At 72.4% G+C, this 14176-nt stretch carries 11 protein-coding genes and 3 tRNA genes; 7 read left to right on the top strand and 7 right to left on the bottom strand.

Annotated features, from left to right (window positions below; genetic code table 11):
• The first annotated feature begins 92 nt into the window (after nt 1-92).
• Nucleotides 93-1430, top strand: coding sequence for a carboxyl transferase domain-containing protein (locus ACFY0I_RS15400; protein WP_388894980.1), 1338 nt, complete (start codon nt 93-95; stop codon nt 1428-1430).
• Between the two features lie 8 nt (nt 1431-1438).
• On the opposite strand, the gene ACFY0I_RS15395 is transcribed toward ACFY0I_RS15400, so the two are convergent.
• Complete coding sequence (locus tag ACFY0I_RS15395) at nt 1439-2506, bottom strand: esterase-like activity of phytase family protein (RefSeq protein WP_388894977.1); 1068 nt, start codon at nt 2504-2506, stop codon at nt 1439-1441.
• Between the two features lie 139 nt (nt 2507-2645).
• The gene (locus tag ACFY0I_RS15390; RefSeq protein ID WP_388894974.1) at nt 2646-3458 is read right to left on the bottom strand and encodes a helix-turn-helix domain-containing protein; all 813 of its coding nucleotides are present in this window, start codon (nt 3456-3458) and stop codon (nt 2646-2648) included.
• A gap of 48 nt (nt 3459-3506) precedes the next feature.
• On the opposite strand from ACFY0I_RS15390, the gene ACFY0I_RS15385 reads away from it, so the two are divergent.
• Nucleotides 3507-3869: a cupin domain-containing protein gene (locus ACFY0I_RS15385; protein ID WP_388894971.1), complete on the top strand. Its 363-nt coding sequence runs from the start codon at nt 3507-3509 to the stop codon at nt 3867-3869.
• Between the two features lie 17 nt (nt 3870-3886).
• Here the strand turns inward: ACFY0I_RS15385 and ACFY0I_RS15380 are convergent, their stop codons facing one another.
• Complete coding sequence (locus tag ACFY0I_RS15380) at nt 3887-5200, bottom strand: MFS transporter (protein WP_388894969.1); 1314 nt, start codon at nt 5198-5200, stop codon at nt 3887-3889.
• Nucleotides 5201-5355: 155 nt separating this feature from the next.
• On the opposite strand from ACFY0I_RS15380, the gene ACFY0I_RS15375 reads away from it, so the two are divergent.
• Nucleotides 5356-6534 (top strand): glutamate--cysteine ligase, encoded by a 1179-nt coding sequence (locus ACFY0I_RS15375; protein ID WP_388894966.1) that lies wholly within the window; start codon nt 5356-5358, stop codon nt 6532-6534.
• Nucleotides 6535-6684: 150 nt separating this feature from the next.
• Here ACFY0I_RS15375 and ACFY0I_RS15370 read toward each other — a convergent pair.
• The 3 genes from ACFY0I_RS15370 to ACFY0I_RS15360 all read right to left on the bottom strand — a co-directional run bounded on the left by ACFY0I_RS15370 (nt 6685) and on the right by ACFY0I_RS15360 (nt 7089).
• Nucleotides 6685-6758, bottom strand: a tRNA-Ile gene (locus ACFY0I_RS15370).
• 180 nt (nt 6759-6938) lie between these two features.
• Nucleotides 6939-7011: transfer RNA gene (locus ACFY0I_RS15365), tRNA-Asn, on the bottom strand.
• A 5-nt stretch (nt 7012-7016) separates the two neighbouring features.
• Nucleotides 7017-7089 (bottom strand) — tRNA-Asn (locus ACFY0I_RS15360).
• Between the two features lie 146 nt (nt 7090-7235).
• Between ACFY0I_RS15360 and ACFY0I_RS15355 the strand changes: the two genes are divergently transcribed.
• The 4 genes from ACFY0I_RS15355 to ACFY0I_RS15340 all read left to right on the top strand — a co-directional run bounded on the left by ACFY0I_RS15355 (nt 7236) and on the right by ACFY0I_RS15340 (nt 12956).
• On the top strand, nt 7236-7544 hold the full coding sequence (locus tag ACFY0I_RS15355) for a YtxH domain-containing protein (protein WP_388894963.1): 309 nt from the start codon (nt 7236-7238) through the stop codon (nt 7542-7544).
• Between the two features lie 171 nt (nt 7545-7715).
• Nucleotides 7716-9161, top strand: coding sequence for an FGGY family carbohydrate kinase (locus ACFY0I_RS15350; protein ID WP_388894961.1), 1446 nt, complete (start codon nt 7716-7718; stop codon nt 9159-9161).
• Nucleotides 9162-9303: 142 nt separating this feature from the next.
• Nucleotides 9304-11037, top strand: a complete 1734-nt coding sequence (locus ACFY0I_RS15345) for an ABC transporter ATP-binding protein (protein WP_388894958.1) — start codon at nt 9304-9306, stop codon at nt 11035-11037.
• On the top strand, nt 11034-12956 hold the full coding sequence (locus tag ACFY0I_RS15340; RefSeq protein ID WP_388894955.1) for an ABC transporter ATP-binding protein: 1923 nt from the start codon (nt 11034-11036) through the stop codon (nt 12954-12956). Before ACFY0I_RS15345 ends, ACFY0I_RS15340 begins: the two co-directional genes overlap by 4 nt.
• Nucleotides 12957-13008: 52 nt before the next feature.
• Here the strand turns inward: ACFY0I_RS15340 and ACFY0I_RS15335 are convergent, their stop codons facing one another.
• The gene (locus ACFY0I_RS15335; protein WP_388894952.1) at nt 13009-14148 is read right to left on the bottom strand and encodes an RNA polymerase sigma factor; all 1140 of its coding nucleotides are present in this window, start codon (nt 14146-14148) and stop codon (nt 13009-13011) included.
• Between the last annotated feature and the right edge of the window lie 28 nt (nt 14149-14176).

Below are 14176 nucleotides of genomic sequence, written 5' to 3'. Positions count from 1 at the left end.
GCCCGGGACCGTGCATGGTCCCGCCGGCGATTGAGGCGCGGGCCGACCCGGCCGGCCCGCCGGCGGGTTGGGCGGCGGCCTAGGGTGTGGGGGTGACGACCCGCCTCTCGGCCCGTGCCGCCATCGCCGCCCTCGTGGATCCCGACAGCTTCGCCGAACTCCCCGCCCCGCCAGGGGAGTCACCGACCGACGGCCCCCTCGGCTGGGCGGGCTACGACGCCTCCCGGGCCCGGGCCACGGCCCGCACCGGTGAGCAGGAGTCCGTCGTGACCGGCACGGCCCGCATCGGGGGCCACGAAGCCGCCCTGATCTCCTTCGAGTTCGGATTCCTCGGCGGGTCCCTCGGCCGCCGCACCGGAGACCGGCTCGAAGCCGCGTACGGGCACGCTCGGGAACACGGCCTGCCGCTGGTGTCGCTCATCGCCACCGGCGGATCCCGGATGCAGGAGGGGATGCTCGCGCTGGCCCAGCTCCAGCGGGTGGCCGCGCAATGCGTACGGACCCGGGCGGCCGGCCTGCCGCAGATCGCGGTGCTGCGCGATCCGACGACCGGCGGCGGCTGGGCCACCCTCGGGGCCGGCGCCGACGTGGTGCTCGCGCTCCCCGGCGCGCAGGTCGGGTTCGCCGGGTCCCGGGTGCGGCCCGCCGACGCCGATCCGGCGGCCTACACCGCCGAGGGCCAGTACGCCGCCGGGCACGTCGACGCCGTGGTGCCTCCCGCGGAGCTGCCCGCCGTACTGGCGGACTGGCTGCGCGTGCTGGCCGCGCCCCGGACGGCCGACGCCGTGGCGCCCCCGGCCGCGCTGGCCGACGTGGCGCCGCCCGCCACCGGCTGGGACGCCGTCCTCCAGGCCCGGCACCCGGCCCGGCCCCGCGCCGAGGCCTACCTGGAGGCGCACTTCGACCTGCGGCTGCCGCTCTCCGGGGACCGGGCCGGCGGCGTCGACCCGGGCATGCTGTGCGGGTTCGGGCTGCGGGACGGGCGGGCCGTGGCGTACGCCGCCCAGTGCGGCACCGCCACCCGCCCGGCGGGCTACCGTACGGCCGCCCGCGTGGTGCGCCTCGCGGACCGGCTCGGGATCCCGGTGCTGACCCTGGTGGACACCCCGGGCGCGGCCAACGACGCCGCGGCCGAGCACGCGGGGGCCGGCGCGGCCATCGCCGACACCTTCGCGGCGCTCGCCGCGGCCACGGTCCCGGTGACGACCCTGCTGATCGGCGAGGGCGGCTCGGGGGGCGCGCTCGCGCTGGCCGCGCCCGGGAACACCTGGGTGACGCCGGACAGCTACTTCTCGGTGATCGCCCCGGAGCTGGCGGCGGCCATCCTCAAGCGCCCCGCCGACCGCGCCCCGGAGACGGCGGAGCAACTGCGCATCCGTCCCCAGGACCTGGTGGCGCTCGGCGTGGCCCGGGGCGTGGTCGGACCGTAGGGCGCTGCCTACCGGTGGCCCCGCGCCGGCAGGCGGACGTCCAGCGTGTAGAGCCGGGTGATCTGCTGCGGGAACTCGTTGTCGTCACTGGCCAGCAGCAGTCGGGTGCGACCGCGGGTGTCGTCGTCGAGGACGACCATGCCCTCGACGTTGTCGACCAGCGGGTGGTTCTGCGGCAGCTTCGACGGGGCGCCGAGCGTCGGGCAGTCGTTCAGGTCGCCGATCGGCGTCTTGCGGGCGACCCGCAGGCCGGGGCCGGCGGTGAGGGTGTCGACCTTCGTGGTGTCGCTCGCGCCGAGCGGGTCGGCGACGTAGAGCCGTACGGTGATGGCGAACTGCTGGGTGAAGCCGCGTTCCAGCACGATCAGCCGCCCGTCGCGGGTCGGCGCGAGTTCGACCAGGCCGTGGCCGGCGTCGACGGGGTAGGCGTACTGGCGGCCGAGGACGAACTGCCCGTCCCAGCGGCGTTCCCAGGTCTGGATGCGTTGCAGGGTGCGGCCCTGCGCGTCCTTGCCGTCGCCGGCGAGCGGGCCCTCGACCCCGGCGACCAGGGTCCGGCCGCCCGGCAGCAGGGTGAGCGATTCGAAGGTCTGGTTCACGGTGGCCCGGCCCTCGGGCGCGAGCCGGAACGCGGGCGGGACGGGCAGGGTGGCGAGGACCTGGCCGGTGCGGCTGTGGCGGCGGATGGCCGGGGCGTTCTCGTCGGTGATGAGGTAGGTCCCGTCGCGGTCGACGACCACGCCCTCCGAGTCGAGTGCCTTGCCGGCGCCGTCGGTGAGGGGCAGCCGGGTGGTGGCCGTGGCCGTCGGGGTGTCGCCGCGGGCGACCTTGAGGCGGTAGAGCGCCGACTTGTCGGAGATCGCGGCGACCGAGCCGTCGCGGTCGAGGGAGAGGCCGGAGATGCCGCCGACCAGCCGTCCGTCGAGGAGGTCCTTGTCGAGCGAGTCGGAGAATCCCCTGACCGACAAATGGGGCGAGCAGGCCCGGTTCTGGGGGGCCGCGACGGCCTGCGGGGCGAGCGCTCCGGCGAGTGCGGCGGTGGCCACCGCGGTGGTGACGAACGTGCGAAGGCGCATGAAGGCCTTCCTCCTGGTCGACTGGGTCGGCTGGATCGCCCGCGTCGGCGCGGGCGAGGACTGCCGAACTGTCATATGTCGAACAGAAATAAAACGGAAGGGGTGGCAACGGCATCGCAACGAACCCGCCAACTTCCCTTCACATTCGGCCGGAACGGGCGAATCCGGCCGGCCCGATCCCGACGTGCCGCCCGAAGTGCCGGGTCAGGTGCGCCTGGTCGTGGAACCCGGCCGCCGTCGCCGCCTCGGCGGCGGGCGTGCCCGCCAGGAGCAGTTCCCGCGCCCGGGCCACCCGTCGCCCGATCAGATAGGCGTGCGGCGGCAGCCCGTAGGCCCGCCGGAAGGCCCGTACGAGGTGGGTGGGATGTACGCCGCCCAGCGCGGTCGCCGCCTGCGCGAGCGTGACGCCCTCGACCACCCGGGCGTCCAGCAGCTCCCGCAGCCGTACGGCGACCCCCTCGCCCGGGGCCTCGTACGGCGCGGACCGTCGCCCCGCCAGCCACCACCGCAGACGCTCCCCCACGAAGGCCAACCGGGTCTCGGCCTCCAACGGATCGGGCGCGGCCAGGGCCCGGTGCAGACCGTCCAGGCGTTCCCCCAACGCCGCATCGCGCAACAACGGGCTGTCCACGGCGGCCCCGGTCAGCCGTTCCGGCAGGACGGAGGTGTCGAGGTAGAGCACCCGTTTGCGGAAGCCGGTCTCGGTGACGGTCCGGCCGTCGTGGGCCACACCGGGCGGCAGCAGGATCACCGGGTCACGGACCCCGGCGCCGTGCCGCTCGCGGTCGAGGGCGAAGTCCACGCGGCCGCGATCGAGGAGCATCAGGGTCCAGGTGTCGTGGACGTGCGCCGGGTAGGCATGCGCGGTGAACCGGGCGTGGAAGACCTCGGCGATGCCGGCGACGGGCGGCCGCCAGGCGGAGACGGAACTGCGCGGTGGTGCGGCGGCCATGTCAGGAACGTACAAGACGGGCCCCGCCCGCCGGGGCAGCCTGTCCACATGACGACACAGAAGGTCAACATCGCCGAAAAGCTGGCCGGTTTCACCGAGCAGTGGGCTCCGCGCCGGATCGCCCGCGTCAACGACTACGAGGTCAAGGCGGCCCGCCTCCAGGGCGAGTTCGTCTGGCACAGCCACGAGGACACCGACGAGATGTTCCTCGTGGTGAGCGGCACCCTCACGATCCGACTCCGGGACGACGAGGTCGTCCTGCACCCGGGCGAGCTGTACGTGGTCCCGCGCGGGGTCGAGCACCTCCCGGTGGCGCGGGAAGAGGTGGCGATCCTGCTCTTCGAGCCCACCGGCACCCGGAACACCGGCGACCGGGGCGGGGAACGCACCCGCGAGCCGGTGGACGCGTAGGTCGCGGGGCCCGGGGTTCAGGCCTGCGGCGAGCGGGCGTCGTAGCGGGCGAAATCGCGCCACCGGGCGGCGAGCAGGCCCACCACGAGGACGCAGGCGAGGCCGCCCCCGGTGACGGCGACGGCGGGTGAGGTGAGTTCGGCGGCGGTCCCGGCGAGGAAGTCCCCGAGTCGGGGCCCGCCCGCGACGACCACGATGAAGACGCCCTGGAGCCGGCCGCGCATGCCGTCCGGGGTGGCGGCCTGGAGCATCGTGGTGCGGAACACCATGGAGACGGTGTCGGCGCAGCCGGCCACGGCCAGGAAGAACAGGCCGGCCCACAGGTTCCGGGTCAGCCCGAAGACGGCCACGGCCAGCCCCCACGCCGCGACGGAGATCAGGATCGCCAGCCCGTGGCTGCGGATCCGCCCCTGCCAGCCGGAGAACAACCCGCCGAGCAACGCCCCCACCGCCGGGGCGGCCACCAGCAGGCCCACCGTCGTGGCGTCACCGCCGTACCAGAGCACGGCGATGGCCGGGAACAGCGCTCGCGGCTGGGCCAGCACCATCGCGGCCAGGTCGGAGAAGAAGGTCATCCGGATGTTGGGCCGGGTGCCGAGGAAGCGCAGCCCGTCCACGACCGAGGCCCGCCCCTGCTTGCCCTCGGGCAGCATCGACGGCAGCCGCCACATGGCGTAGAGGGCCGCCCCGAAGGTCACGGCGTCGATCACGTACGCCGCCTGGTAGCCCCACCAGCCGACGATGACTCCGCCCAGGACGGGCCCGGCCATCATCCCGGTGGTCATGGTGACGGAGTTCAGCGCGTTGGCGGCGGGCAGTTGCTCCTTCGGCAGCAACCTCGGGATCATGGCCGACCGGGCCGGCCCGTTCAGCGCCCCGCAGACGGCCTGGAGGGCGACGACCGCGTAGAGCAACCACACCCGGTGGTAGTCGAGCAGCGCCGCTCCGGCCAGGGCGAGGGACAGTCCGGTGAGCCCGAGGGAGCTGTAGAGGCCGAGTTTGCGCCGGTCGACGGTGTCGGCGATGGCGCCGCCGTAGAGGCCGAAGGCGACGAGCGGAACCAGGGAGAAGAGTCCGACCAGCCCGACCGAGAAGCTGGATCCGGTGATCTCGTAGACCTGGAGGGAGATGGCGAGTGCGGTCATCGCCTGTCCCAGCCAGGAGATGGTGCTCCCGACCCACAGCCGCCGGTAGTCGGCGGAGGTGCGCAAGGGGGTCAGGTCGGCGAATATCCGTCGGCGGGGCTGCGGAGGAGAGGCGGTACCGGTCACAGCGGATGATAACCACCGGCCCGCGGGCGACCCCGGGGCCGATGGCCGTTGTTCACACATCCGCAACGCCTTCCCCACCCGGATCCGACGTCCCAGGCCTGGCCGGGTCCTGCCGCTAACCCGCCACTATCACCGGACATTTGACCGAATCCTCGTACCCTCCCCGCCTCCCGCTCGGCTCATGATGAAAAGACTCGTATGTCCAGGGAGGCGTAGTGATCGAACCTGGCAACAGCACCACGAGCACCAGTGACACCAGCCCCACGGGCCACCGCCCGCGCACCGCGACCGGCCGCACCTCCCCCCTCACCGTCGGGGTCGAGGAGGAGTTCCTCCTCGTCGACGCCCGCACCCTGCGGGTGGTCCCGGCCGCTCAGCACGTCCTCGCCACCGCCGCCGGACTCCCCCACGAACTGCACGCCGAGGGGACCCGGTACCAGGTGGAGATCGCCACCCCGGTCGCCGACTCCGCGGTCACCCTGCGCGAGGAGCTCGCCGCCCTGCGGCGCACCCTCGCCCGGGCCGCCCGCGCGCACGGCTGCCGGCTGCTCGCCGCTCCCTCGCCGGTCGTGGCCCTGGAGGGGCCGCTGCACCTGACCGACGACGAGCCGCGCCAGCGCGAGCAGCACCGCCGCTTCGGCGCCCTGACCGACACCCTGGTCAGCTGTGGCCGCCACGTCCACATCGGCACCCTCGACGTGGACACGGCCGTGGCGGTCTCGAACCGGGTCAGACCTTGGCTGCCCACGCTGATCGCGCTGGCGGCCAACTCCCCCTACTGGGGCGGCCGCGACACCGGCCACTCCAGCTGGCGGGCCATGGCCTGGTCGGGCTGGCCCTCCGCCGGGCCGCCCCCGCACTTCACGTCCACGGCGCACTTCCGGCGCTCCGTCCAGACCCTGCTCGGCTCCGGGGCCGCCCTGGACACCAAGATGGTCTATTGGGACCTCCGCCCGTCCGGGAACTGGCCGACGCTCGAGATCCGGGCGCCCGACATGTCCCCGGACCTCGACACGGCCGTCCTCCAGGCGGAACTGGGCCGCGCCCTGGTGGCAACGGCCCTGCGCGACATCGCGGAGCGGGTGCCGGAGCCCGCCCTGCGGGACGACGTCCTACGGCTCGCGCGTTGGCGGGCCGCGCACGACGGGCTGGAGGGCTTCGGCCTGGACCCGTACACGGGGGTCGAACTCCCGGCCGCCGACCTGGCGGAGGCCCTGCTCGACCTGGTCGCCCCGGCGCTGGCCGCCGCCGGTGACCTCGACCACGCGGCCAAGACCCTGGGCGGACTGCTGCGCGACGGCTCGGGCGCCGCCCGCCAGCGCGCCGCCTTCGCCCGCCGCCACGACCTCGACGACGTACTGCGCCACCTGGTGGAGGAGAGCGAGAACTTCTAGCCCTCCCCGCCCCGCACCCCCGCCACCGCGCGGCCGCAGCCGCCCCGAGCGCCTGCGGCCGCTCGGGGCCGGGCACCGCACCCGGGCCCGAAACGCGCGAAAGGCGGCCCCGAAGGACCGCCTTATCGTTTCTGCACACCTGCTCTGCGGTGGGGCGGGTGGGACTCGAACCCACGGCCGACGGATTATGAGTCCGCTGCTCTAACCGGCTGAGCTACCGCCCCTTTACGGCGTGGCGCGTACATGTGTGCGCGCCGTCTGCCGCAGCATAGCCGCTCATACGATCTCCTGCCTCGGATGCCTCGCATGATCGGCTTCGCTGTCCAGAGAGACCGTATCGAGTGCTGCCCGGTTCCAGGATCCGGACAAAAAAAGAGGACCCGACCGGGTCCCCTTCTTCTTTGCTCCCCCGACTGGACTCGAACCAGTAACCTGCCGATTAACAGTCGGCTGCTCTGCCAATTGAGCTACAGGGGACCGCGCTCCCCCGACTGGACTCGAACCAGTAACCTGCCGATTAACAGTCGGCTGCTCTGCCAATTGAGCTACAGGGGATTGCTGCGGGTGCATCGAACGGCCCACCTCCGGCCTTGCCGGGGGGCGAGCGCTCGTTGCGAGTCATAGATTAGCGCAAGCAGGGGGGTGCTCCGCCAATCGGTATCGCCAGCGGGCCGGGCACCACACGACGAAGGGTGGCAGGCATGCGGTACAAGGTCACGTTCGTGGTCGGACTGGCCCTCGGATACGTCCTCGGCACACGGGCGGGACGCGAGCGCTACGAGCAGCTGAAGAAGTCCGCGCGCCAGGTCGCGCAGAACCCGGCGGTCCGCAACGCCGCCGAAACGGCCGGTCAGAGCGGGCGCCAGTTCGCGGGCAAGGCCTTCGCCGTGGTGAGCGACAAGGTCGGCGACGCCGTCCCGGACTCGCTGACCGAGCGGGTACGGACCCTGCGGGGCCGGGTCGGCGGTGGCGCGGCCGGCGAGGACGAGTGGGGAACCAGCAACACCTGACAGCCGGGTACGGACGGGGGCGCCGGCATCCCCGGCGCCCCGGGCCGACCGGGGTGCCGGCGACGTCCCGAGCCCCCGTCCGGGCCGGGCGCGAGCGGCGCCCGGTGCCCCGGCGCCGGTGGGGCGGAGTCCGCGCGGGAGTCCGGCGCGGCGTGCGGCAGAATTCTCCGCATGGGGATAGTCGCCGGACTGGACAGCAGTTCCACCTTCACTCGCATCGTCGTCTGCGACGCGGACACGGGCGCCGTGCTGCGCCAGGGCTACGCGCCCCATCCGCAGTCCGCGGGTGAGACGGTCCCCCACGAAACCGATCCACAGGCGTGGCTGCTGTCCCTCGGCGAGGCCGCGGGCGGCGGGCTGCTGGAGGGCGTCGAGGCGATCGGCGTCTCGGCGCAGCAACAGGGCGTCCTGCCGTTGGACTCGCAGGGCGGACTCGTGCGACCCGCTCTCGTCGGCAACGACAGGCGTGGGCAGGTCGCCGCGGCGGATCTGATCGAGGCGCTCGGTGGGCGGCAGGCGTGGGTCCAGGCCGTGGGTTCGGTGCCGCACGCCGCGCAGCCGATAGCGAAGCTGGCCTGGTTGGCCCGTACGGAGCCGGAGGCGGCCCGCCGGGTGGCGGTCCTGATGTCCCCGCACGACTGGCTCGTCTGGCAGTTGCTCGGCCGGCCCGCCCGCCGCACCACCGACCGGGCCGGCGCCTCCGGTACCGGCTACTGGTCGGCGGCGACCGGCTCGTACCGTCCGGACCTGGTCGAGCTGGCGCTCGGCCGACAGGCGCTGTTGCCCGAGGTGCTCGGCCCGGCCGAGGCCGCCGGGATGACGCCCGAGGGGCTGTTGATCTCCGCGGGGACCGGCGAGACGATGGCCGCCGCCCTCGGGCTGGGGCTGGGCCCGGGTGACGCGGTGGTGTCGCTGGGCGCCTCCGGCTCGGTGATGGCCGTCCATCACGAGGCCCTCGCGGAGCCGGGCGGTCTGATCACCTCCCTCGCCGACGCGGGCGGCATGCACCTGCCCGTGGTGAACACCTCCAACGCGGTACGGGCCCTGCGGGGCACCGCCGACATGCTCGGCACCGACCTGGAGGGGCTCAGCGCCCTCGCGCTGAAGTCGACCCCCGGTGCACACGGGCTCGTGCTCCTGCCGTACCTGGAGGGTGAGCGGACGCCGAACCTGCCGCACACCGCGGGCACCCTGAGCGGGCTGCGCCGGGATTCGATGAAGCCCGAGCACCTGGCGCGGGCGGCCTTCGAGGGGATGCTGTGCGGGCTGGTGGACGCCCTCGACGTGCTGCGGCACCGGGGCGTCGGGATCCGGCGGGTGTTCCTGCTGGGCGCGGCGGCCGATCTGCCCGCCGTGCAGATCGCGGCGCCCGGGCTGTTCGGGACGCAGGTGGTGGTGCCGGCTCCGGCCGACTACGCGGCGCTGGGCGCGGCCCGGCAGGCGGCGTGGGCGCTCGGGGTGCACCGGGGCACGCTGGCCCCGCACACCCCGCCGATCTGGCCGGCCGCGGCCGCGCAGGTCTTCGAGCCGGGTGAGGACTACCCCGCGTGGCAGGCGGTGCGCCAGCAGTACATCGCCACCCGGGAACAGTTGCACCCGGGCGCGTTCCAGTACTAGCGCCGCGGGTCACGGCAGTAGGTCCGGGGGCGCGGGCGGCCTCCTCCTTTTGACCGGGCTTTACGAAATCCGGTGGGGATCAAGGCGCCGGTTGGCACAAGATGGAGCGAACCCCCTCGATCTTGCCGACCGGAGCCTGCGCGTGCTCATACGACTTCTGCGGACCCATCTGGGTCCGTACCGGAAACCGATCGCCGCCCTGGTGCTGCTGCAACTGCTGCAGACCAGTGCGAGCCTCTACCTGCCGACGCTCAACGCCGACATCATCGACAACGGTGTCGTCAACGGTGACACCGGCTACATCCTGCGCTTCGGCGCCCTGATGCTGGGCGTCTCGCTCGTCCAGCTCGTCTGCAACGTCGGGGCCGTCTACTACGGCGCCCGCACCGCGGCCGCCCTCGGCCGCGACATCCGGGCCGCGGTCTTCGACCGGGTGCAGAGCTTCTCCGCCCGGGAGCTGGGCCAGTTCGGCGCCCCGTCGCTGATCACCCGTACGACGAACGACGTCCAGCAGGTCCAGATGCTGGCCCTGATGACGTTCACGCTGATGGTCTCGGCGCCGATCATGTGCGTCGGCGGCATCGCGATGGCGCTCTCCCTGGACGTGAAACTGTCCGGCGTGCTGCTCGCGGTGGTGCCGGTCCTGGGTCTGTCGGTCGGTGCGATCGTCTTCCGGACGCGGCCGCTGTTCCGGCAGATGCAGGACCGGCTCGACACCGTGAACCGGGTGCTGCGCGAGCAGATCACCGGCAACCGGGTGATCCGCGCCTTCGTCCGCGACCCGTACGAGAAGGAGCGCTTCCGCGAGGCGAACGCCGATCTGACCGGGGTGTCGTTGGCTGCGGGCAAGCTGCTCGCGCTGATGTTCCCGGTCGTGATCCTCGTCGTGAACGTGTCCAGCGTGGCCGTGATCTGGTTCGGCGCGATGCGCGTCGACAGCGGTGGCATGGAGATCGGCCAGCTGACGGCCTTCCTCGCCTACCTGATGCAGATCGTCATGTCCGTGATGATGGCCACCTTCATGTTCATGATGGTGCCGCGCGCGGAGATCTGCGCCGAGCGCATCCAGGAGGTCCTGGACACCGAATCGAGCGTGGTCGCGCCCACCGATCCGGTGCGCGAGCTGGCACTGCGCGGGCGGCTGGAGCTGCGCGGCGCCGATTTCCGCTATCCGGGGGCCGAGGCGTCGGTGCTGCGCGGGGTGGACCTGGTGGCCCGCCCCGGCGAGACCACCGCGGTGATCGGCTCGACGGGCAGTGGGAAGTCGACGCTGCTGGGTCTGGTCCCGCGGTTGTTCGACGCGACCGGCGGCGAGGTCCTCGTCGACGGGGAGGACGTGCGCCGCATCGATCCGGCGCTGCTGGCCAGGACGGTGGGCATGGTCCCGCAGAAGCCGTACCTGTTCTCCGGAACGGTCGCCTCCAACCTGCGCTACGGGCGCCCGGGGGCGAGCGACGAGGAGCTGTGGCAGGCCCTGGAGGTCGCCCAGGCCAAGGAGTTCGTCTCCGATCTGGAGGGTGGGCTCGACGCGCCCATCTCCCAGGGCGGCACGAACGTATCCGGCGGGCAGCGCCAGCGGCTGGCGATCGCCCGGACGCTGGTGCAGCGGCCGGAGATCTACCTCTTCGACGACTCCTTCTCGGCGCTGGACTACGCGACGGACGCGGCGCTGCGGGCGGCGCTGTCCCGGGAGACCGGGAACGCGACGGTGGTCATCGTCGCGCAGCGGGTCTCCACGATCCGCGACGCCGACCGGATCATCGTCCTGGACGAGGGCGCGGTCGTGGGTGAGGGCCGGCACCACGAGCTGATGGCCGACAACGAGACCTACCGGGAGATCGTGCTCTCCCAGCTGACGGAGGCGGAGGCCGCATGAGCGGGCCCGGAGGACGGATGATGATGGGCCCGGCCGAGCGGTCCATGGACTTCAAGGGGTCGGGCAAGCGGCTGCTGGGGCAGTTGGCGCAGGACCGGACGAAGTTGTGGGGCATGGTCGCGGCGGTGGTCGGCAGCGTGGGCTGCGCGGTCGTCGGCCCGAAGATCCTCGGCAACGCGACGGACCTGGTCTTCGCGGGGATCGTCGGTCGGGAGTTCCCGGCCGGGGTCACCAAGGAGCAGGCGCTGGAGCGGATGCGCGCGAACGGCGACGGCGGGATGGCCGACATGCTGTCGGGCACCGCGTTCACACCGGGCAAGGGCATCGACTTCGGCGCGGTCGGGGTGGTGTCGCTGTGGGCGCTGCTGGTGTTCACGCTGGCCGGTCTGCTGATGCTGGTCGCGACGCGTTTGTCGAACCACGTGATGAACGGCGCCGTCTACCGGATGCGCGAGGAGCTGCAGGGGAAGCTGTCGCGGCTGCCGTTGTCGTACTTCGACCGGCAGAAGCGCGGCGAGGTGCTGAGCCGGGCGACGAACGACATAGACAACATCGGGCAGACGCTCCAGCAGACGATGGGGCAGCTGCTGAACTCGTTGCTGACGATCGTCGGCGTGCTGGTGATGATGTTCTGGATCTCGCCGCTGCTGGCGCTGGTCGCGCTGGTGACCGTGCCGCTGTCGGTGGTCGTCGCCGCGAAGATCGGCAAGAAGTCGCAGCCGCAGTTCGTGGCGCAGTGGAAGACCACGGGCACGCTGAACGCCCACATCGAGGAGATGTACTCCGGCCACACGCTGGTGAAGGTGTTCGGGCGGCAGGAGGAGTCGGCGGCCGTCTTCGCCGAGCAGAACGAGGAGCTCTACCGGGCTTCGTTCAAGGCGCAGTTGGTCAGCGGCATCATGCAGCCGGTGATGTTCTTCCTGTCGAACATCAACTACGTGCTGATCGCGGTCGTCGGTGGTCTTCGGGTGGCTTCGGGCACCCTGTCGATCGGTGACGTGCAGGCCTTCATCCAGTACTCGCGCCAGTTCTCGATGCCGCTGACGCAGGTGGCGTCGATGGCGAACCTGGTGCAGTCGGGCGTCGCCTCGGCTGAGCGGGTGTACGAGCTGCTGGACGCGGAGGAGGAAGAGCCGGACGTGGCGGTTCCGGAGCGTCCGGAGACCCTGCGCGGCCAGGTCACCCTCGACAAGGTGGCCTTCCGGTACGAGCCGGGCAAGCCGCTCATCGAGAACCTCTCGCTGACGGTGGAGCCGGGCCACACGGTCGCGATCGTCGGGCCGACGGGCGCCGGCAAGACCACGCTCGTCAACCTGCTGATGCGCTTCTACGAGGTCACGGGCGGCGAGATCGCCCTGGACGGCGTGGACATCGCGAAGATGAGCCGCGAGGAACTGCGCGGCGGCATCGGCATGGTCCTCCAGGACACCTGGCTGTTCGGCGGGACCATCGCGGAGAACATCGCCTACGGCGCTTCCCGCGAGGTCAGCCGCGAGGAGGTCCAGGAGGCGGCGCGCGCGGCGCACGCGGACCGGTTCATCCGCACCCTGCCGGACGGCTACGACACGGTGCTGGACGACGAGGGCGCGGGGGTCAGCGCGGGCGAGAAGCAGCTGATCACGATCGCCCGGGCGTTCCTGTCGGATCCGGTGATCCTGGTCCTCGACGAGGCCACGAGCTCGGTGGACACCCGTACCGAGGTGTTGATCCAGAAGGCGATGGCGCGTCTGGCGCACGGCCGTACGTCCTTCGTGATCGCGCACCGGCTGTCCACGATCAGGGACGCCGATGTGATCCTCGTCATGGAGAGCGGCTCGATCGTGGAACAGGGCACGCACGAGGAGCTGTTGGCGGCCGGTGGCGCGTACGCGCGGCTGTACGCGGCGCAGTTCGCGCAGGCGGTGGCCGAGGTCGACTGACCGGCGGGATCGAGCGGGGTGGGGGCGTCCTTCGGGGCGCCCCCTGCCCGTTTCAGTCGAGGTAGCCGCGCAGTTGGTCGGCGAAGGCGTGGTCGCGCAGCTTGCCGAGGGTCTTGGACTCGATCTGGCGGATCCGTTCGCGCGTCACGCCGAAGATCCGGCCGATCTCCTCCAGGGTGCGGGGCCGGCCGTCGGCGAGTCCGTAACGGAGCTGGACGACCTTGCGTTCGCGTTCGCCGAGGGTCGACAGGACGGCTTCGAGGTGTTCGCGGAGCAGGAAGAACGCGGCGGACTCCACGGGGGAGGTGGCGTCGCCGTCCTCGATGAGGTCGCCGAGGGCGACGTCGTCCTCCTCGCCGACGGGGGCGTGCAGGGAGACCGGTTCCTGGGCGAGCCGGAGCACCTCCATGACCCGCTCGGGGGTCAGTTCCAGGTGGACGGCGACCTCTTCGGCGGTGGGTTCGTAGCCGCGTTCCTGGAGCATGCGGCGCTGGACGCGGATGACCCGGTTGATGAGCTCGACGACGTGGACGGGGACGCGGATGGTCCGGGCCTGGTCGGCGAGGGCCCGGGACATCGCCTGGCGGATCCACCAGGTGGCATAGGTGGAGAACTTGTAGCCGCGGGCGTAGTCGAACTTCTCGACGGCACGGATCAGGCCGAGGTTCCCCTCCTGGACCAGGTCGAGCATGGTGAGGCCGCGGCCGACGTAGCGCTTCGCGACGGAGACGACGAGCCGCAGGTTCGATTCGATGAGGCGGCGCTTGGCCATCCGGCCCATGACGACGAGTTTGTCGAGGTCGTGGGCGAGCCGGGAGTCGAGGTCCGGGGTGTTGCCCAGTTTCTCCTCCGCGAAGAGGCCCGCCTCCACCCGCCGTGCGAGGTCCACCTCCTCGGCGGCGGTGAGCAGCGGGATCCTGCCTATCTCACGCAGGTACTGCCGGAAGAGGTCCGCGGACGGCCCCGCTCCGGCCGCGTTGTCCCTGCTGCGCGTACGTGGCGCGGGCTCCCGGTCCACCGGCTCCAGGGCCTCGGGTTCTTCGGCCTCGGGTTCGTCGTCCACGGCTTCGGCCTCGGGGTCGGGCTCCGCGGCGGCGACGGCTTCGGGGTCGTCGGCCGGGCCGGCGTGGGCGGCGTGGTCTGCGTGGTGGGCGGGGTGGCTCACGTTCGCGGTCAGGGTCCGGGTCTGCACGGGGGCGACCTCCAGGGCTCCGAGGACG

The organism is Streptomyces sp. NPDC001568 (assembly GCF_042893755.1).
In the GTDB taxonomy this organism is placed as follows: Bacteria; Actinomycetota; Actinomycetes; order Streptomycetales; family Streptomycetaceae; genus Streptomyces.
This window is presented reverse-complemented; position numbering and strand designations above follow the sequence as displayed.